The sequence below is a fragment of the Streptomyces sp. NPDC041108 genome (assembly GCF_055592645.1).
Map to the genome: position 1 here is coordinate 86,448 of NZ_JBVIYK010000012.1, position 18,601 is coordinate 105,048.

Here is an 18,601-nt window from a genome sequence, read left to right on the forward strand (position 1 = left end):
CTCAGCCGTCACGAGGACATGGGGAACCTCCGAGACGGAGATCACACTGCTCATGGCTTCGCTCCTGCGCGGGGGAGATCAGGGGTCCCTACGGGGACGGTGCGGAGGCGGCCGGGATAACGGTTTTCCCTCCGTCGTCGTCCGTGCCTGCCGCCCCGCCACCGTCCCAACGGCCGGTGAGCGCCTCCAGCCGCTTGATCCGTCGGCGAACGGCGTACAGCGGGATCACCCCGAACACACCGAACGACATGTCGATCACCGTCCACCAGAAGGGGATGCCACGGATCGGCCCGCAGATCAGGGCCAGCGGGACGATTCCCGCGCAGGCGATCATGCCGAACTCGACGACCCAGACGTTGCGGACCGGGTCGCGGTAGGGCCCGTAGAAGGCCACCGCGATCACCAGGTGCGCGAAGGCCAGCCAGTCGGTGCCGTACAGGAGGAACGGATACGCAGCGTCGGCCTCGTCGAGTCCCGCCCGTACGCGCTCGATCCATTCCATGAGGGCCGGCAGGCGGTCCCCGACGGACAACGACCGCAGCAACTCCTCGGTCCACCGCAGCTCATGGACCAGTGGGAACGCGGTGGCGCCGCTCAGTACCAGACAGACGACGAAGAAGACCAGCCACGCACGGATGCCCTTCAACAGGGCAGCTCTGTCGCTCATACGGGGAGCGTACGCCCCTCCTTGAACGCGTTCAAAAGTGGGGGCCCGGCAGTGACTGCCGGGCCCCGCGGGAACACGACCGGACGTCAGCCCCCGGGGATCGAGCGGATCACGGCGAGGTCGAACTGCAGGCGCACCTTCTCGCTCACCATGGCGCCGCCCTCCGCGAGCCGCTGGTTGTAGGTGAGGCCCCATTCGGAACGGTTGATGGTGGTCGTCCCGTCGAAACCGACCCGCTCATATCCGAACGGGTCCAGCACGTGTCCTATATAGGTGAGTTCGAGATCCACGGGACGGGTGACATTCTTGATCGTGAGTTCTCCGGCCATGCGGTAGACATCGTTGCCCACGGGGCGGACCGCGGTACTCACGAAACGCATGCGCGGATAGGCCGCGGCGTCCAGGAAGTCGCGGCCCATGAGATGGGCGTCGCGTTGTTGCACTCCGGTGTCGACGGACGAGGTGGACAGAACGATCTCGGCCCGCGAACGCGCCGGATCACGACCGTCGAAGTAGAGCCGGCTCTGGTACTCGGTGAACGCCCCGCGCACGGTCGTCACCAGGGCGTGCCGGACGGAGAAGCCGATACGGCTGTGCGCCGCGTCGATCATCCATTCGCCGGTCAGCATGGCCAGGCCGGAGTCGGACGGGTCGGTGGAAGGGAATGCCCGCGACTCGTGGGGGAGTTGCGAGGCTGTGGGGGATGCCGGGCGGCGCAGGGACGCAGCACGGGTGAACAGGTTCATGGTTCACGTAACTACGGCACGACGGAATACGCCGCAACCCTTCGGCAGGCGATCTGTCGATTCCGAATCGGCGCCGAAAGGCTGATAAAACGCCACCGCGCGACCGGCGATCGCACGATCTCCACAGCATCGTCACGAATTACCCGCGGCCGTTCGCCTTGCGGTGACCGGAATCAGACCCCGACATCAGTTTCGTCGGCCGGGCCCCGGCCATGGTCGCGGATCCGTCGAAAGGGCTCTCAAGTCCCACGATTGCGTTCCACCGCCGCGCGAACTCGCGGCGGTGGAACGGAGGTGACGTACCGCGGGCCGACGAGCCGGGTGCGCAGGGCGTCGCCGGGGAGGATCAGGGGCCCCTGCGAGGGCGGCGGCGCGAACGCCCGTCCGGACCGGAGAGCGGGGTGACCCGCCCTGTGAGGTCGTCCGCCCACTTCCCGGTGCTTGTAGGCGATGACGGGATCCCCGACCACCAGGGCACGGTGAATCCACAGCCGGGGTCGACGTCGGGCGAACACAGCCGGCCGGTATGCCGGTGCTTTCTCGGCGCCGGAACGATCCTGCGGAGGAGCACGTCGAACACCCCCCAGCGTCGCCCGCCGCGAGGCGTCCTCCTCGCGGTGCCGATGCTGAGCGGCCCCTTCGGCCCGCTCAGCCGCTGGTCAACGGGCGAGATACCGAGCGCCGCCCCCGTACCGAGCGCCGCCCCCGCACCGAGGGCGCGCAGGAGGGAACGGCGGGTGGGCGGCCAGTGACGCGCGGGGCGCCCTGCGGACGGCATGCCGCCGCGGGCCGCCCCGCCCCGGGGGCCCCAGGGGCGGGGAAGGTCCGACGAGCCGCGTCGCGCGCGGCTCGTCGGCCGGAACCTCAGCCCAGTGACGTCATCACGTGCTTGATCCGCGTGTAGTCGTCGAACCCGTAGCCCGAGAGGTCCTTGCCGTACCCGGACTTCTTGAACCCGCCGTGGGGCATCTCCGCGACCAGCGGGATGTGCGTGTTGATCCACACGCAGCCGAAGTCCAGCGCCTTGGACATCCGCATGGCGCGCGCGTGGTCCTTCGTCCACACCGACGACGCGAGCGCGTACTCGACCCCGTTCGCCCAGCCGACGGCCTGTGCCTCGTCCGTGAACGACTGCACCGTGATGACCGGCCCGAAGACCTCGTTCTGGATGATCTCGTCGTCCTGCCGCAGCCCGGAGACGACGGTGGGGGCGTAGAAGTACCCCTTGTCGCCGACCCTCTGGCCGCCGGCCTCGACCTTGGCGTGGGCCGGCAGCCGCTCGATGAACCCGGAGACCTGCTTGAGCTGGTTGGGGTTGTTGAGCGGGCCGAACAGCACGTCCTCGTCGTCCGGCTGTCCGGTCTTCGTCTCGGCGGCGGTCTTCGCCAGCGCGGCCACGAACTCGTCGTGGATCGACTCCTGCACCAGCACGCGGGTGGCGGCCGTGCAGTCCTGCCCGGCGTTGAAGAAGCCGGCCACGGAGATGTCCTCGACGGCCTTGGCGATGTCGGTGTCGGAGAAGACGACGACCGGCGCCTTGCCGCCCAGCTCCAGGTGGACGCGCTTGACGTCCTTGGCCGCGGACTCGGCGACGGACATGCCGGCCCGCACGGAGCCGGTGATGGACGCCATCGCCGGGACGGGGTGCTCGACCATCAGCCGACCGGTGTCACGGTCACCCGTGATCACGTTGAAGACGCCCTTGGGCAGGATCGCCCCGATGATCTCCGCCATGAGGACGGTCGAGGCCGGCGTGGTGTCCGAGGGCTTGAGCACCACCGTGTTGCCGGCGGCGATCGCCGGCGCGAACTTCCACACCGCCATCATCATCGGGTAGTTCCACGGCGCGACCTGGGCGCAGACACCGACCGGCTCACGGCGGACGATCGAGGTCATCCCCTCCATGTACTCACCGGCCGACCGGCCCTCCAGCATCCGCGCGGCACCCGCGAAGAACCGGATCTGGTCCACCATCGGCGGGATCTCCTCGGAACGGGTCAGCCCGATCGGCTTGCCCGTGTTCTCGACCTCCGTCGCGATGAGTTCCTCGGCCCGCTCCTCGAACGCGTCCGCGATCTTCAGCAGGGCCTTCTGACGCTCGGCCGGGGTGGTGTCACGCCACGCCGGGAACGCCGCCGCCGCCGCGGCCATCGCCGCGTCGACATCGGCCTGACCTGACAGGGGCGCGGTCGCGTAGGCCTCGCCCGTCGCGGGGTTGACCACCTCGGTGGTCCGTCCGTCGACGGCGTCACGGAATTCCCCGTCGATGTAGTTACGCAGACGACGCAGCTCGGTGCTCACTGCCGGCCCTCCAGATGTGGGTGTCCATTCCTTGAGACACCACCCTAATCGGCTGCCCCACGTTTTCAACACCCCCAACCCGCCGCTCGCTGCGAAATCCGCAAGCTACGTGCCCGTAAACAACGAATTTCATCGATCCAGCCTTGCGGAACTGTCGATACGTCGTGCACAGTGACCCCGTGGCCAGTCGAAGCTCAGACCAGAAGGACCCCAGGGAGCCCAGGAACGGCACTCCGCAGCTGGACGCCGTCTCCCTCGCCATCGTCGAACAGCTGCAGGAGGACGGCAGACGGCCGTACGCCGCGATCGGCAAGGCCGTCGGCCTGTCCGAGGCGGCCGTGCGCCAGCGCGTCCAGAAGCTGCTCGACCAGGGCGTGATGCAGATCGTCGCCGTCACGGACCCGCTCACCGTGGGCTTCCGCCGGCAGGCGATGCTCGGCATCAACGTCGACGGCGACCTGGATCCGGTCGCGGATGCGCTGACGGCCATGTCGGAGGTCGAGTACATCGTGATCACCGCCGGCTCCTTCGACCTGATGGCGGAGGTCGTCTGCGAGGACGACGACCACCTCCTGGAGGTCATCAACAAGCGCATCCGGACGCTGCCCGGCGTCCGTTCGACCGAGAGCTTCGTCTATCTCAAGCTCAAGAAGCAGACCTACATGTGGGGAACCCGATAACCGTGAGGACGCGATACCCGTGAGCCCCAAGGATCTCAGCCAGACCGCGTACGACCACCTGTGGATGCACTTCACCCGCATGTCCTCGTACGAGAACTCCCCGGTACCCACCATCGTCCGGGGCGAGGGCACGTACATCTACGACGACAAGGGCAGGCGGTACCTCGACGGTCTCGCCGGTCTCTTCGTCGTCCAGGCGGGCCACGGCCGCACCGAGCTGGCGGAGACCGCGTTCAAGCAGGCGCAGGAGCTGGCGTTCTTCCCGGTGTGGTCCTACGCCCACCCGAAGGCCGTCGAACTGGCGGAACGCATCGCCTCCTACGCTCCCGGCGACCTGAACAAGGTCTTCTTCACCACCGGCGGCGGCGAGGCGGTCGAGACCGCCTGGAAGCTCGCCAAGCAGTACTTCAAGCTCAAGGGCAAGCCGACCAAGTACAAGGTCATCTCCCGCGCGGTCGCGTACCACGGCACCCCGCAGGGCGCCCTGTCCATCACCGGCCTGCCGGCCCTGAAGGCCCCCTTCGAGCCGCTGGTGCCGGGCGCGCACAAGGTCCCCAACACCAACATCTACCGCGCTCCGCTCTTCGGCGACGACCCCGAGGCCTTCGGCCGCTGGGCCGCCGACCAGATCGAGCAGCAGATCCTCTTCGAGGGCCCGGAGACGGTCGCGGCGGTCTTCCTGGAGCCGGTGCAGAACGCGGGCGGCTGTTTCCCGCCGCCGCCCGGCTACTTCCAGCGGGTCCGCGAGATCTGCGACCAGTACGACGTGCTGCTGGTGTCGGACGAGGTCATCTGCGCCTTCGGCCGGCTCGGCACGATGTTCGCCTGCGACAAGTTCGGCTACGTCCCGGACATGATCACCTGCGCCAAGGGCATGACCTCGGGCTACTCGCCGATCGGCGCCTGTGTCATCTCGGACCGCATAGCCGAGCCCTTCTACAAGGGTGACAACACCTTCCTGCACGGTTACACCTTCGGCGGCCACCCGGTCTCCGCGGCCGTCGGCGTCGCCAACCTCGACCTGTTCGAGCGCGAGGGGCTCAACCAGCACGTCCTCGACAACGAGGACGCGTTCCGGTCCACGCTGGAGAAGCTGTACGACCTGCCGATCGTCGGGGACGTCCGCGGCAACGGCTTCTTCTACGGGATCGAGCTGGTCAAGGACAAGGCGACGAAGGAGAGCTTCGACGACGACGAGACCGAGCGGATCCTGTACGGCTTCCTGTCGAAGAAGCTGTTCGAGAACGGCCTCTACTGCCGTGCCGACGACCGCGGCGACCCGGTCGTCCAGCTCGCGCCGCCGCTGATCTCCGACCAGTCGACCTTCGACGAGATCGAGCAGATCCTGCGCGCGACGCTCACGGAGGCGTGGACGCTGCTGTAGCCCCCCGGCGGGCCGGCGCCGACAGGCGCGGGCCCGCCGGCGCCACGCGCCCGCCGAACGGCCCGGGACACCCCCGTACGAGTGAGATGGGGGCGTCCCGGGCCGTGTGCTGTCCTGCCCCCGGCGCCCCGACTCCCTAGCGTGCCCCTGTAACCGATCGGCCCTGCCTTCGTTCCCCGGACGGGGGGCTCCCCCGGCAATCCTGATCCGAACCGAGGTGTACGCCCATGGTGGCCCCGCCGGACAACGACGTGCTCTGGGCACGTGGTCTGACCTACGCGCACGACGGCTCGCCCGCCCTGCAAGGCGTGTCGCTGGGTGTCCGGGAGGGCGAGATCCTCGCCGTCACCGGCCCGCGCGGCAGCGGGAAGACCACGCTCCTGCGATGCCTGTCCGGCCAGCTGCGCGTGCAGCGCGGGGAGGTGTGGTTCAACAGCGTCCCCGTGCACACCATGGGTCCGCTCGCCCGGGAACGGCTGCGTCTCGACCGTTTCGCCTGGATCGACCCCGAGCCGGTCCTGGTCCCCGAGCTGAACGCCTGGGAGAACACCGCCCTGCCGCTGATGCTGCGCGGCACCGGCCGCCGGGCCGCCAAGGCCGCCGCCCTGGAGTGGCTGGAGCGCCTCGACATCCGCGACGCGGCCCGCAAGCGGCCGCACGCCCTCCTCCAGTCCGAGCGTCAGCGGGTGGTCGTGGCCCGGGCCCTGGTCGCCGGCCCGACGGTGCTCTTCGCGGACGAGCCGACCGCCGCGCTGCACCGCGCCGAGCACGGCCATGTCCTGCGCACCCTCACCACGGCCGCCCGCTCGCACGACATCACGGTCGTCCTGGCCACCCACGACCCCGAGACGGCGTCCCTCGCGGACCGCACGCTGACCCTGCTGGACGGCCGCCGGGTGAACACCGTCCACCTGCCCCCGACCCCGAAGGCCGAGGGCGGCCGCCGACGGCCCGACCGACAGACACCCCGGCCCGATACCGAGCGGAACCACCGGCCGACGGCCGAGCGGGGCCGCCCCCGGCCCGCCGCCGCGGCGGAACGCCCGCCCGCCGCCGCGACCGAAGACCGCTCGCCCGCCGGGCAGACGGCGCGGCCCGCCGAGGGAGGGGGCCGGCCCGCCGAAGGAACGAGTCGGCCCGCCGAGGGAAGGGGTCGGCCCGCCGAGGGATTGGAGCGGCCCGCCGCAGAGGAGGCAGGTGAGGCCGTGGCTCAGGAGGGAGGGGAGGCGGTGACTCGACAGGCAGGCGCGGCGGTGTCCCAGCAGGCCGACGAGACCGTGGCCCGGCAAGGAAGCCAGGCCGTCACTCGACGGGCAGGCGAGTCCTCGGCCGAAGGGGACCCGCCGGGCGTCCCGGACGCGGAGGACCGCGCCGCAGCCGACGGGGAAGGCCGGGCCGCGTGCTCGCTCTCCGCCTAGCCCGCCGGGCCCACCCCGTCGTCCAGCTCCGCCGGCTCCTGGTCGCCGCGGCCGCCGGCGGTACGGGATTTCTGCTGCTCTGCGCCCTCGGGCACGCCATGGCCCACCCGCACGCCCCGGCCGGCTCGGTGCTGCGGCTGGCCTGGTGCCTCGCACCCGCCGCCGCGACCGTGTACTTCGCGGTGACGGTGGCCCGCACCGACCCCGGCACCCGGCCCCGCCCCGGTCTGTCGGCGATCGGCCTCGGCCCCGGCCGGCTGATGGCCGTCTCGGCGGTCACCACGGCCCTGTCCACCGTGCTCGGCTCGCTGCTCGCCCTGCTGTTCTTCCTCCACCTGCGCGGCGACCTCACCGGCATGCCCTTCGACGGCGCCGCCGCCGACGTCCTCGCCGCCGGACGCCCCCTGCCCCTCCCGGCGGCCCTCACCCTCCTCGCCCTCGTACCGGCCGCCGCCTCCGTCGCGACCGCCCTCGTCCTGCGCCCGGCGCACACCGGCGCCCGGCCCACCGGCCTCCGGACGCGCTTCATGGCGTACGACACCTTCGCCATCGGCCGGCGCGCCGCGGCCTCGGCGGGCGCCACCCGGTACGAGGAGGAGCCCGCCGACGCGGAGGACGCGCCCACGGCCCCTCACCGGCCAGCCGAACCGACCGCTCCACGCCCCGCCCCCGGTGGCCTCCCCTGGGGCATCACCGTGCTCGCCGTCGGCCTCGCCGTCGAGACGTACGCGGGACAGTCCGGCGACGGCTCCGGTCTCTCCCTCCCCGGCGGCTTCGCGCACAGCCCCGCCGACGTGCTCGGCGGCTGGCTGCTCACCGCCCTGGGGCTGGTCCTCACCGGGCCGGGGCTCACCCATCTCACCGGGCGCCTTCTCCAGTCCGCCCGCCCCGGCGCACTGCGCCTCCTGTCCGGGCGCGTGCTCCAGGAAGAGGCGCGGCGCATCGGGCGCCCGCTCGGGGTGCTGTGCGCGGTGGCATCCGGGGCGTACGCCATGGTGACGCTGTCCTCCGGCGTGCGCCCCGCGGTCGGCCCGCTCACCACGCTGGGCGCGCTCGTGGTGGCCGGCTGTGCCGTGCTCACTCTCGCGACGGCCGCCGTGGAGGCCCGGAGGGCGCACGCGGACACCACGGCCGCGCTGGTGCGGCTGGGGGCGCCGAGCGCCCTGCCCCGGCAGGCGGCCCTGCTCCGCGCGGGAGCCCTGCTCGCCGTGTTCGGCCCCCTGACCTGGACGGTCGCCCAGCTGGCCGCGCTCCCCCTGGCCGGCTGAGAACCCGTACTGAAAACTCGTACGAAATAGTTCGCACGCGCCGATGAGTTCCGCGGGGGTCCCCGGTCTACCCCTGCGAACGGACCGAATCCGACGGAACGGAAGAGACCTCGCCATGTACCAGCAGATGATCTTCATCAACCTGCCCGTGAACGACCTCGACGCCTCGAAGAAGTTCTTCACGGAGCTGGGGTACACGCTCAACCCCCAGTTCAGCGACGAGAACGCGGCCTCCGTCGTGATCAGCGACACCATCGTGGCGATGCTGCTCACCAAGCCGTTCTACTCGTCCTTCACCAAGAAGGAGATCGCGGACGCCACCCGCACCAGCGAGGTGCTGCTCTGTCTGAGCGCCGAGAGCCGCGAGAAGGTGGACGAGCTGGTCGAGAAGGCGGTCGCCGCCGGCGGCACGGCGTCGGAGAAGGTCCAGGAGATGGACTTCATGTACGGCCGCGCCTTCGACGACCTCGACGGCCACACCTGGGAGGTCGTCTGGATGGACCCGGCCGCGATCGAGGGCTGAGCTCGCCCCTCCACCGTCCTGGACGGCCGCGCCCCGCAAGGGGCGCGGGGAACCGCGCGAGCAACCACCCGCCCACCCACGGCCGTCCACGCACAGTCGCCCCCCCAGGCACCCGTCCCGCCCCGGCGGAGCGCCCTAGCATGGGCGGGTGCAGACGATGCCCGCCCACGCGGCCCACCACGACGACCACGAGATCGAGACGATCGAGGAGTTCGACGCGATCGTCTCGGCACGTGGCACCCTCTCCGGATTCCGCGTCCAGGCGGTCGACCTGACGGACCGTACGCGCGAACTGCTCACCACCGGCGCGGCCGGAGCCGTCTTCCTCGGCTGCCCGATGCGCGAGGAGGCCGCGGCGAAGGTCCGCACGGACGGTGCCCTGGTCTTCCCGCCCGTCCCCGGCCTGCCCTTCGACCCGTACCGCGGCCTGCTCTACTCCCCCGACGAGCTGTTCGCGTCCCTGGCGGACGACGGCTACGAGGCCACGCCCGACGCCCTCGCCTACGCCTGGTTCCAGCGCACCAAGGCCGACCGGGACGTCTACGCCTCCCTGCTGCGCGCCGTCCACGACGACTCCGTCTCGGACGCCCTCGACGAACTCCTGACCGGCGCCCGGGTGGTGGGCGTGATGGGCGGCCACGCGATGGCTCGCGGCACGGAGGCGTACGAGGGCGCCGCCCGGCTCGGCCGCACCCTGGCCCGCTCGGGTCTCACCGTCGCCACCGGCGGCGGTCCCGGCGCGATGGAGGCCGCGAACCTGGGCGCCTACGCGGCCCCGTACGACGACGAGATGCTCGCCGAGTCCCTGCGACTCCTGGCCAAGGCACCGAAGTTCACGCCCTCCGTCACCGCGTGGGCGAGCGCCGCCTTCGAGGTACGCGCCCGCTGGCCGAAGGGCGGCACCTCCGTCGGCATCCCCACCTGGTTCTACGGCCACGAGCCGCCGAACCCCTTCGCCTCCCACATCGCCAAGTACTTCGCCAACGCCACCCGCGAGGACGGCCTCCTCGCCCGCTCCACCGCCGGCATAGTCTTCCTGCCCGGCGCCGCCGGAACCGTCCAGGAGGTCTTCGACAACGCGACCCCCAACTACTACGAGTCCCGCGGCGAACCGACCCCCATGGTCCTCGTCGACCGTGCCCACTGGACGGAGAGGCTGCCGGCCTGGCCGTTGCTCCGGTCGCTGGCACAGGGGCGCTCGATGGAGAACCGGATCGCGTTGGTGGACCGGATCGAGGAGGCCCCGGACGCGCTGGCGCGTCTCGGGGCGTGAGGCACGAGCCGCCACCGGGAGCGTCGACGCTGTGGAGGTTTCGTCGGCACTGCGGAGGGCTCGTCGACACCGTGGACGGTTCGTCGCGGGCCGAACCGAACCGCTCAAACAATTCTTCGGATTGACAGTACTTACGGCCCGCTTATAAACCTGTGAGGCACATGGGGAAGCCGCCCGTCCGGCGGCCCTCCGTCACCCCCACCCCCTGTGCTTCCCGTGAAGGGCAAAAGTGTCCATATCTCTCCGCACCGCGCGAACTTCGCGCTATGTCGGTATTGCTTTCGCGTCCGCCGCGCTGGTGTTCGGCGCCGCGGGCAACGCCATGGCCTGCAGCATCAAGGACTTCTCCGCCGTCGCCGAGTGCGACGGTGACAAGGGCGTCATCCGCGTGACCGACGTGGACCCTCTGGGCGTCGAGGCCGAGGTCACCGTCTATCTGGAGAACAACGGGGCCGACCTGCGTCAGGTGGGCAGCAGAACGATCGAGGACTCCACCGCCGACGGTGTCACCATCACCTTCGAGGAGGACTGGGAGCCGAAGGCCGAGTACCGCATCCACGTCACGGCGGAGAACTACGTGGACGCGGACATCAAGCCGAACCTGATCACCCCCGCCAAGGCCTGCGGGGCCGGGGCGGACACCCCGCCGGCCGCCTCGAAGGGCCCGGGCAAGTCCTCGGAGGACAAGGGCGAGAACAAGGGCAACGGCAACGGCAACGGCAACGGCAACGGCAACGGCAACGGCAACGGCAAGAACGACGACGAGGACGAGCCCTCCGAGACCAGGACGTCCCCCACGCCGTCCGCGTCCGAGGGCATCACCCCCGCCGACTCGAACGACAACAACGCCCCCTCCCCGGAGGGCGACTCCAGCCTCACCGAGACCGGCGGCGGCTCCAACCTCGCCGAGACCGGCGCCGACTCGAACACCGGCCCGATCGCCGGTGCCGCGGCGGCCCTGGTCGCCCTCGGCGCCGGTGCCGTGTACTACAGCATGCGGCGGCGTGGGGCCTCCACACGCTGATCACCGCTCCTCAGGGCTGTGGCCCGTGCCCCTCGCGGAGGGGCACGGGCCACACGCCCGTCCGGGGCGACTCCCCCGCTCGCGACCGTACGGTCAGGTCGAACTCCGCGCGGCCGTGGTCGTGCCGGGCCAGGGCTCGCGCGTGAGCGGCGGCCCGGCACCGCACCCTACGCGGCCGGGCCGGCTCCCAGTACGACGATCTCGGCCGCGTCGAAGCCCACGCCCACCCGGGCCCCGGGCTCCGGCGCGTCCCGCAGCGCGCACGCCGCCTCCAGGCGCGGCGCGCCCTCGGGCTGGAGGTGCACGGTGACATGGGTGCCCCGGAAGGTGCGCGCGGCGACCGTGCAGCGCAGCCCGTCGGCCGCATCGACCAGGCGCACTCCCGCGGGCCGCACGAGCAGCGCGCACGCCCCCTGCGGCGATCCCTCCGGCACCGGCACCTTGCCCCATGCCGTGTCCGCTGCCGCCCCGGTCACGGTGGCCTCGACCACGTTGTCGAAGCCGAGGAAACGGGCCACGAACTCGTCCACCGGCCGCTGCCACACGTCGAGAGGCGTACCGGACTGGGCGATCCTCCCGTCCTGCATCACCACGACCCGGTCGGCCAGCGCGAACGCCTCACCCTGGTCGTGCGTGACCGCCAGCACGGTCGTCCCCAACTCCGCGAACAGCTCCCGCAGTTCGACGACCAGCCGCTCCCGCAACGACCGGTCCAGCTGACCGAGGGGCTCGTCGAGCATCAGCAGCCGGGGGCGCGGGGCGAGGGCCCGGGCCAGCGCGACCCGCTGCTGCTCACCGCCGGACAGCTCCCCGACCCGCCGCCGGGCCGCTCCGGGCAGTCCGACCAGATCCAGCAACTCCCGTACCCGTACCGCCCGTTCGGCCTTCGCCGCGCCGTGCATCCGGGGACCGAAGGCGACGTTTCCGGCCACGTCCCGCTGCGGGAAGAGCTGATGGTCCTGGAACATCAGACCGACACCGCGCTTGTGCGCGGGCACGCCCGCCTGGTCGTTCCCGGCGAGGAGCACCCGCCCGCCGTCGAGCGGCTGGAGACCGGCGACCACCCGCAGCAGCGTCGACTTGCCGCTGCCGCTGGGCCCCAGCACACACACGATCTCGTGCTCGGCGACCTCCAGATCGACGGCGTCGAGCACGGGCCGCCCGTCGAACCGTACGGTCGCTCCCTCAAGCCCGAGCAGCATCAGAACTCCCCCGTGCGATCGGTACGCAGGCGCTCCAGCACCAGCAGGGCCACCGCGCACACCACCATCAGAATCGTCGAAAGGGCCATCGCCTGGCCGTAGTTGAGGTCACCGGGGCGTCCGAGCAGTCGGGCCACGGCGACCGGGAGCGTGGGGTTGTCGGCGCGTGCGATGAACACGGTCGCCCCGAACTCCCCGAGCGAGACGGCGAAGGCGAACCCGGCCGCGATCAGCAGGGCCCGTCGCACCATCGGCAGGTCGACCTCGCGCCACACCCGCCACGGCGAGGCCCCGAGCACGGCCGCCGCCTCCCGCAGCCGTTCGTCCACCGCCCGCAGCACGGGCAGCATGGTCCGGACGACGAAGGGGACGCCCACCAGGGCCTGGGCGAGCGGCACCAGGATCCAGGACGACCTCAGGTCCAGCGGCGGCTCGTCCAGCGCGATCAGGAACCCGAAGCCGACGGTCACCGCGGACACCCCGAGCGGCAGCATGAGCAGCGCGTCGAAGCCCCGGACGAGGCGGTTGGCCCGCCTGGTGAGCGCGGCGGCGGCGAGGCCGCCGACCAGCAGGGCGATTCCGGTGGCGGCGAGCGCGTACTGGAGCGAGTTGCCGATCGCCTCGATCGGCGCCACCAGGAAGATTCCGCTGTCGTCCCTGGTCAACGCCTTGTAGTAGCCGAATCCGGGCGCGTCCAGGGATCTCTCCACCAGCACGCCCGACGGCAGCAGGATCAGCACGACGACGGTGCCGAGCACCCCGCCGAGCAGCGCCCACTGCCCGGCCCCACGCGGCCGCCGGGCCGTGAGCGACGGGTCGACCAGCCGCAGCGCGCTCTCCCGCCGCCGTACGGTCCACGCGTGGACGGCGAGGATCAGCCCGACGGCGACGAACTGCACGAGCGTCAGCACGGCGGCCGCCGACAGGTCGAAGATCTCCGAGGTCTGCCGGTAGATCTCCACTTCGAGCGTCGAGAAGGTCGGCCCACCGAGGATCTGCACCACCCCGAAGGAGGTGAAGGTGAAGAGGAAGACCATCAGCGTCGCGGCGGCCACGGCGGGCGCGAGCGCCGGGAGCGTCACCCTCCGCCAGGCCGCCAGAGGGGACGCTCCGAGCATCCGCGCGGCCTCCTCCTGCCGCGGGTCCAGCTGCGACCACAGACCGCCCACGGTCCTGACGACGACCGCGTAGTTGAAGAAGACATGCGCGAGCAGGATCGCCCAGACCGTGGTGTCCAGCCGTACGCCCCACAGCTCGTCGAGCAGCCCGCCCCGCCCGACCAGGGCCAGGAACGCCGTACCGACGACCACGGTGGGCAGCACGAACGGCACGGTCACGACCGCCCGCAGCACGTCCTTGCCCCTGAAATCGAAGCGCGCGAACACATACGCGCCGGGGAGCGCGATCAGCAGGGTGAGCGCGGTCGAGACGAGCGCCTGCCAGGTGGTGAACCACAGCACGTGCCGGATCCCGGAGTCCCCCAGCACCTCCCCGATCCGCCCGAGGTCCCAGCTCCCGTCGGCCTTCAGCCCCCGTACGACGATCGCGGCGACGGGATAGGCGAAGAACACCCCGAAGAACGCGACGGGCAGGGCCATCAGCCCGAGCCGCGCCGCGCTCCCCGTACTCCCCCTACGGGCCTCCCGCGGGGGCACGGCGGCCGCCGGCCCGGGAGGCTCCTTCGCTACTTCAGTACGAGCGAGGTCCATGACTTGACCCACTCGTCACGCTTCTCGGCGATCTTCGCCGGCGCCATGGTCTCCGGGTCCTTCGCGGCCGGTCCGTACTCGGTGAACTCCGCGGGCACGGAGGCACCCTCGACGACCGGGTACACGAACATGTTGAGCGGCATGTCCTCCTGGAACCTCTTCGAGATCAGGAAGTCGATGAGCGCCTTGCCGCCCTCGGCGTTCCGCGCGTTGTTCAGCAGTCCCGCGAACTCGATCTGCCGGAAGCAGGTACCGGTGGCGACCCCGGTGGGCGCGGCCTTGGGACGAGGCTCGGCGTAGATGACCTCGGCGGGCGGCGAGGAGGCGTAGGACACGACGAGGGGCCGGTCGCCCCCCGCCTTCTTGCCGTCCGTCGACCCGGAGAACTCCTGGTAGTACGCCTGCTCCCAGCCGTCCACGACCTTGACGCCGTTGGCCTTGAGCTTCTTCCAGTAGCCCTCCCACCCCCCGTCGCCGTACTTCGCGGCCGTGCCGAGGACGAACCCGAGGCCCGGCGAGGAGGTGGAGGCGTTCTCGGTGACGAGGAGGTCCTTGTACTCGGGCTTGATCAGGTCGTCGAACGTCTGCGGCGGCTCGATCTTCTTCTCGCCGAAGTACGCTTTGTCGTAGTTGACACAGATGTCACCGGAGTCGATGGGCGTGACCCGGTGCTCGGCCTTGTCCAGCTGGTACGCGGCACCGACCTTGTCGAGCCCCTTCGCCTCGTACGGCTGGAAGAGGCCGTTGTCGAGCGCGCGGGACAGCAGGGTGTTGTCGACGCCGAAGAAGACGTCGCCCTGCGGATTGTCCTTGGTCAGGATGGCCTGGTTGACGGCCTGGCCCGCGTCCCCGCTCTTGAGGACCTTGACCTTGTAGCCCGACTCCTTCTCGAACGCCTTCAGCACGTCCTTGGAGTAGGCGAAGGAGCCGTGGCTGACGAGCGTGACGGTCTTGGAGCCGGCCCCCGACCCGCTGTCGTCGGAGGACGACGACCCGCACGCGGACAGCGTGACGAGCCCGAGGCCGACGGCCGCGGCGACGACTGATCTGATGTGCACTGATGTCCTCCTGGAAGTGACCAGGAAGAGACGCGGCCCTGCCCCGGCTCCTCGACGGATCCCGGGCAGGGCGCAACAGCTCGAGTGAAGACCGAACTTCCTACCCAGAATGACCTGGGCGAGGTTCAGAGGGTCTGCGGCCCGCTTGCCGCACTCTCAGCGCTGTGGCGCTCCCCTGTCGGAATATGAAGATGTGTACGGGGTCAGACTACCCCGTGGCCGGTTCACGACTCCTGCCGGTGGCCACGAGCCGACCCTGGCCCCGGTCCCCTCAACGGTCTACCGCTGGGTGGCCGCCAGCTGCCCGCACGCACCGTCGATCTCCTGCCCCCGGGTGTCCCGGACGGTCACCGGCACCCCGTGGGCGGCGATGGCCTCGACGAACGCCTTCTCGTCCTCGGGCCGGGAGGCGGTCCACTTGGACCCAGGAGTGGGGTTCAGCGGAATCAGGTTCACGTGCACCGGCTTGCCCTTGAGCAGCCGGCCCAGCCGGTCACCGCGCCACGCCTGGTCGTTGATGTCCCGGATCAGCGCGTACTCGATCGACAGCCGGCGTCCGGACCTGGCCGTGTACTCCCACCCGGCGTCGAGGACCTCACGCACCTTCCACCGCGTGTTCACGGGGACGAGGGTGTCGCGCAGTTCGTCGTCCGGCGCGTGCAGGGAGATGGCGAGCCGGCACTTGAACCCCTCATCGGCGAACCGGTGGATGGCGGGCACCAGCCCCACCGTCGACACGGTGATCCCGCGCTGCGAGAGCCCCAGCCCGTCCGGCTCCGGATCGGTGAGCCGGCGGATGGCGCCGACGACCCGGTTGTAGTTGGCGAGCGGCTCGCCCATCCCCATGAAGACGATGTTGGACAGCCGGGCGGGCCCTCCGGGAATCTCACCGTCCCTGAGCGCCCTCATCCCGTCCACGATCTGGTGGACGATCTCGGCGGTGGACAGATTCCGGTCGAGCCCGGCCTGTCCGGTCGCGCAGAACGGGCAGTTCATCCCGCACCCGGCCTGCGAGCTGATGCACATCGTCACCCGGTCCGGGTACCGCATCAGCACCGACTCGACGAGTGTCCCGTCGAACAGCCGCCACAGCGTCTTGCGCGTGGTGTCCTGGTCGGTCGACAGATGCCGCACGACCGTCATCAGCTCCGGAAGCAGCGCCTCCCGCAGCTTCGAGCGCGCGCCCGCGGGGATGTCGGTCCACTGCTCCGGGTCGTGCGCGTACCGCGCGAAGTAGTGCTGAGAGAGCTGCTTGGCGCGAAACGGCTTCTCCCCGATCGCGGCAACAGCCTCCTTCCGCTCGGCAGGCGAAAGATCAGCAAGATGCCGCGGCGGCTTCTTGGCTCCGCGGGGGGCGACGAATGTGAGTTCTCCGGGCTTCGGCATAACCCTCCCAGTGTCGCAGATCAACTCGGGGAGCCCAGGCCAGAGCGGGGTGGGGGTGGTCACCCGTGGGTGCCGACTGTCAGCGTTGGCCGACCTCGGACGGCCCAGGGACGGCCCAGGGTGCAGGGCACGCCGAAGGCCTCACTCCCAGCAAGGGGGGAGGAGGCCTCCGATACGATCACGGCGAGATGGTGCGGGCTGGGGCTGCGGATTGCCGTCCTGTGCTGGCCTCAGCCCCCACTCATCCCTGCGGCGGGTACGGGTCGTCCCCGTACGTGTACTCCTTCTCGATCGAGCCGTCCGCGTTGTGGATGATCAGCTGGCTCGGCGGGTTGGCGCGCGCAATGCGCTGCCCCGACTCGACCGCCTGGTACTTGTAGTTGTGGTCCGACAGCCGCGTCTGCTCGCGGCGGAGCTGCCACATGCTTCCGTTCGGCACAACCCGGTATCGCGTGCGGGCCATAGCGTCCTCACTTCTCCTTACGTACGCCCTTGAAGGGCTTGCTGTCGCTCTTGCCATTCAGGAACTTGCCGGTCAGCGCGTCCCGCAGGGTCCACGCTCCCGTCCGGGTGTTCAGAGCCTGACTTCGGCCCCGTACAGCCCCTCGCCGGTAGCTGGCTCCCGTGTTCTTTGCCACGACTTCCTCCTTTCGGCAGGCGGCACATGCGTGTTGCGTGCACCGCTCACTCACCGCTGTCATGATCGCGGTGCGCTTACAGGAGAAACGCTACGCACACCCACAAGCGCCCGTCAAGGCGCGTCAGCCACACTGACATCAGTGGCGTTACCTACCAGTAACGTTTGTGAGGTAAACCTATGTCCTGTTAGAGTTGGTAGATTCACCGCAGGGAGTGGGCATGCCGCAGCCAGACGACCCCCAGGTCGATCGTTTCTACGTACGCGTGGGGGATCGCATCCGCGACGCCAGGTCCGCCGCACGGCTGACCCAAGCCGAGCTGGCCGCACCCCTCGGCCTGGCCCGCTCATCGATTGCGAACATCGAGGGCGGGCGACAGCGGCTTCCACTGCACATGTTCGCCCTGATTGCGGAAACGCTAAATATCAACGCCACCGAACTACTGCCAGACATCACCGAGAACCAAGCCGCACCCGAGTTGAGCAATATCGATGAACGGCTCCAAGACGCAGACGAAAGCAGTCGAGACTTCGTCGAGAGCACACTCGCTCAACTGATCGGAAAGCCGGAGCCGAAGGAGTGAACGTGTCCATCGCCACCAAGGCCGCACAGTCTCTCCTGCAAAAGTATGCCGTCGACATTTTCCCTGTCCCAATTGAATCGATCGCTCGCGCCGAAGGTGTGATCGTTACCCGAAAAGCCTTCGACGGCACACAGTCTGGGTTCGCCCTTAGGGACGGACAAACTAGGATTATTGGCATCAATTCGGCAACCAGCCCTAGGCGCCAACGCTTCACGATCGCTCACGAAATGGGCCATCTCGATCTCCATGAAGGAAAACCACTCATTGTAGATCATGCAATGAGAATTGACTGGCGTGACGACGTGTCCAGTCTTGGGACAAACGAGGAAGAGATCGAAGCCAATGCTTTCGCTGCCGAAATTCTCATGCCTGCACGAATGATCCGGTCTCAAGTGGTCTCTTACGCACAAGATGGCATTACCAGAGACCGCCTGATCGTGAAGTTGGCCAGAGATTTTGACGTAAGTGCTGAAGCTATGGGATACCGCTTGATTAATCTCGGCATCCTTGCTTCCTAAAGCCCGCCACTCGGCTCCGACTCCCTCAACCCACCACTCGCCCCAGCTCCCATCCCGTCTGCCGTCGACCCACACACCGTGGAGCGGGCGTGGTTCCTGGCGTCCAGGTGGAGCGCGCCACTGTACGAACGACCTGGACGCCAGGAGCCGCGTCTGCTCGGCTCTGCCTGGGTCGACGGCAGACGGGATGGGAGCTCCCCGCGCACACCACAAACGGCCGGCA

17 protein-coding genes and 1 pseudogene are annotated in these 18,601 nt (G+C 69.9%); 9 read left to right on the top strand and 9 right to left on the bottom strand.

The window, feature by feature from the left end:
• Window positions 1-88: 88 nt before the first annotated feature.
• From ACZ6BB_RS29465 to ACZ6BB_RS29475, 3 genes are all read right to left on the bottom strand, one after another.
• Entirely contained in the window at window positions 89-667 is a 579-nt protein-coding gene (locus tag ACZ6BB_RS29465; protein ID WP_471618176.1) for a hypothetical protein, read from the bottom strand.
• 86 nt (window positions 668-753) lie between these two features.
• A complete protein-coding gene (locus tag ACZ6BB_RS29470) occupies window positions 754-1,413 on the bottom strand; it encodes a YceI family protein (protein WP_471618177.1) in 660 nt (219 codons plus the stop codon).
• Window positions 1,414-2,277: 864 nt separating this feature from the next.
• Window positions 2,278-3,714 carry a gamma-aminobutyraldehyde dehydrogenase gene (locus ACZ6BB_RS29475; RefSeq protein ID WP_471618178.1) on the bottom strand — a complete coding sequence of 479 codons (1,437 nt, stop codon included), beginning with the start codon at window positions 3,712-3,714 and terminating at the stop codon, window positions 2,278-2,280.
• 164 nt (window positions 3,715-3,878) lie between these two features.
• Here ACZ6BB_RS29475 and ACZ6BB_RS29480 point away from each other — a divergent pair, with 164 nt between their 5' ends.
• The 7 genes and pseudogenes from ACZ6BB_RS29480 (at window position 3,879) to ACZ6BB_RS29510 (ending at window position 11,284) form a co-directional block, all read left to right on the top strand.
• On the top strand, window positions 3,879-4,394 hold the full coding sequence (locus ACZ6BB_RS29480; RefSeq protein WP_471618179.1) for an Lrp/AsnC family transcriptional regulator: 516 nt from the start codon (window positions 3,879-3,881) through the stop codon (window positions 4,392-4,394).
• A gap of 19 nt (window positions 4,395-4,413) precedes the next feature.
• Window positions 4,414-5,778: an aspartate aminotransferase family protein gene (locus ACZ6BB_RS29485; RefSeq protein ID WP_471618180.1), complete on the top strand. Its 1,365-nt coding sequence runs from the start codon at window positions 4,414-4,416 to the stop codon at window positions 5,776-5,778.
• A gap of 311 nt (window positions 5,779-6,089) precedes the next feature.
• A pseudogene (locus ACZ6BB_RS29490) lies at window positions 6,090-7,196 on the top strand (ABC transporter ATP-binding protein); the annotation flags it as partial.
• Window positions 7,178-8,464 carry a hypothetical protein gene (locus ACZ6BB_RS29495; RefSeq protein WP_471618181.1) on the top strand — a complete coding sequence of 429 codons (1,287 nt, stop codon included), beginning with the start codon at window positions 7,178-7,180 and terminating at the stop codon, window positions 8,462-8,464. The pseudogene ACZ6BB_RS29490 and the gene ACZ6BB_RS29495, both read left to right, overlap by 19 nt.
• A 115-nt stretch (window positions 8,465-8,579) precedes the next feature.
• A complete protein-coding gene (locus ACZ6BB_RS29500; RefSeq protein WP_471618182.1) occupies window positions 8,580-8,987 on the top strand; it encodes a VOC family protein in 408 nt (135 codons plus the stop codon).
• 148 nt (window positions 8,988-9,135) lie between these two features.
• Window positions 9,136-10,260 (top strand): LOG family protein, encoded by a 1,125-nt coding sequence (locus tag ACZ6BB_RS29505; protein ID WP_471618183.1) that lies wholly within the window; start codon window positions 9,136-9,138, stop codon window positions 10,258-10,260.
• Between the two features lie 229 nt (window positions 10,261-10,489).
• The gene (locus ACZ6BB_RS29510; RefSeq protein ID WP_471618184.1) at window positions 10,490-11,284 is read left to right on the top strand and encodes an LAETG motif-containing sortase-dependent surface protein; all 795 of its coding nucleotides are present in this window, start codon (window positions 10,490-10,492) and stop codon (window positions 11,282-11,284) included.
• A gap of 167 nt (window positions 11,285-11,451) precedes the next feature.
• Here the strand turns inward: ACZ6BB_RS29510 and ACZ6BB_RS29515 are convergent, their stop codons facing one another.
• From ACZ6BB_RS29515 to ACZ6BB_RS29540, 6 genes are all read right to left on the bottom strand, one after another.
• Window positions 11,452-12,486 (bottom strand): ABC transporter ATP-binding protein, encoded by a 1,035-nt coding sequence (locus ACZ6BB_RS29515; RefSeq protein WP_471618185.1) that lies wholly within the window; start codon window positions 12,484-12,486, stop codon window positions 11,452-11,454.
• Window positions 12,486-14,195, bottom strand: a complete 1,710-nt coding sequence (locus ACZ6BB_RS29520; RefSeq protein WP_471618186.1) for an ABC transporter permease — start codon at window positions 14,193-14,195, stop codon at window positions 12,486-12,488. The genes ACZ6BB_RS29515 and ACZ6BB_RS29520 overlap by 1 nt, the downstream gene beginning before the upstream one ends.
• Window positions 14,171-15,253 (bottom strand): thiamine ABC transporter substrate-binding protein, encoded by a 1,083-nt coding sequence (locus ACZ6BB_RS29525; RefSeq protein WP_471618187.1) that lies wholly within the window; start codon window positions 15,251-15,253, stop codon window positions 14,171-14,173. The genes ACZ6BB_RS29520 and ACZ6BB_RS29525 overlap by 25 nt, the downstream gene beginning before the upstream one ends.
• 279 nt (window positions 15,254-15,532) lie before the next feature.
• Window positions 15,533-16,639: a dual-specificity RNA methyltransferase RlmN gene (gene rlmN / locus ACZ6BB_RS29530; protein WP_471618188.1), complete on the bottom strand. Its 1,107-nt coding sequence runs from the start codon at window positions 16,637-16,639 to the stop codon at window positions 15,533-15,535.
• A 241-nt stretch (window positions 16,640-16,880) separates the two neighbouring features.
• Entirely contained in the window at window positions 16,881-17,102 is a 222-nt protein-coding gene (locus tag ACZ6BB_RS29535) for a DUF2188 domain-containing protein (RefSeq protein WP_471618189.1), read from the bottom strand.
• Window positions 17,103-17,109: 7 nt separating this feature from the next.
• A complete protein-coding gene (locus ACZ6BB_RS29540; protein ID WP_471618190.1) occupies window positions 17,110-17,277 on the bottom strand; it encodes a hypothetical protein in 168 nt (55 codons plus the stop codon).
• Between the two features lie 220 nt (window positions 17,278-17,497).
• Here ACZ6BB_RS29540 and ACZ6BB_RS29545 point away from each other — a divergent pair, with 220 nt between their 5' ends.
• Window positions 17,498-17,860 carry a helix-turn-helix domain-containing protein gene (locus tag ACZ6BB_RS29545; RefSeq protein ID WP_471618191.1) on the top strand — a complete coding sequence of 121 codons (363 nt, stop codon included), beginning with the start codon at window positions 17,498-17,500 and terminating at the stop codon, window positions 17,858-17,860.
• A gap of 2 nt (window positions 17,861-17,862) precedes the next feature.
• Entirely contained in the window at window positions 17,863-18,378 is a 516-nt protein-coding gene (locus ACZ6BB_RS29550) for an ImmA/IrrE family metallo-endopeptidase (RefSeq protein WP_471618192.1), read from the top strand.
• Window positions 18,379-18,601: the final 223 nt, after the last annotated feature.

Bases quoted from the DNA above. Each gene is read 5' to 3' on its own strand.
- ACZ6BB_RS29465 (WP_471618176.1), bottom strand. From the start codon at position 667: ATGAGCGACAGAGCTGCCCTGTTGAAGGGCATCCGTGCGTGGCTGGTC.
- ACZ6BB_RS29470 (WP_471618177.1), bottom strand. From the start codon at position 1,413: ATGAACCTGTTCACCCGTGCTGCGTCCCTGCGCCGCCCGGCATCCCCC.
- ACZ6BB_RS29500 (WP_471618182.1), top strand. From the start codon at position 8,580: ATGTACCAGCAGATGATCTTCATCAACCTGCCCGTGAACGACCTCGAC.
- ACZ6BB_RS29515 (WP_471618185.1), bottom strand. From the start codon at position 12,486: ATGCTGCTCGGGCTTGAGGGAGCGACCGTACGGTTCGACGGGCGGCCC.
- ACZ6BB_RS29520 (WP_471618186.1), bottom strand. From the start codon at position 14,195: ATGGACCTCGCTCGTACTGAAGTAGCGAAGGAGCCTCCCGGGCCGGCG.
- rlmN (WP_471618188.1), bottom strand. From the start codon at position 16,639: ATGCCGAAGCCCGGAGAACTCACATTCGTCGCCCCCCGCGGAGCCAAG.
- ACZ6BB_RS29535 (WP_471618189.1), bottom strand. From the start codon at position 17,102: ATGGCCCGCACGCGATACCGGGTTGTGCCGAACGGAAGCATGTGGCAG.
- ACZ6BB_RS29545 (WP_471618191.1), top strand. From the start codon at position 17,498: ATGCCGCAGCCAGACGACCCCCAGGTCGATCGTTTCTACGTACGCGTG.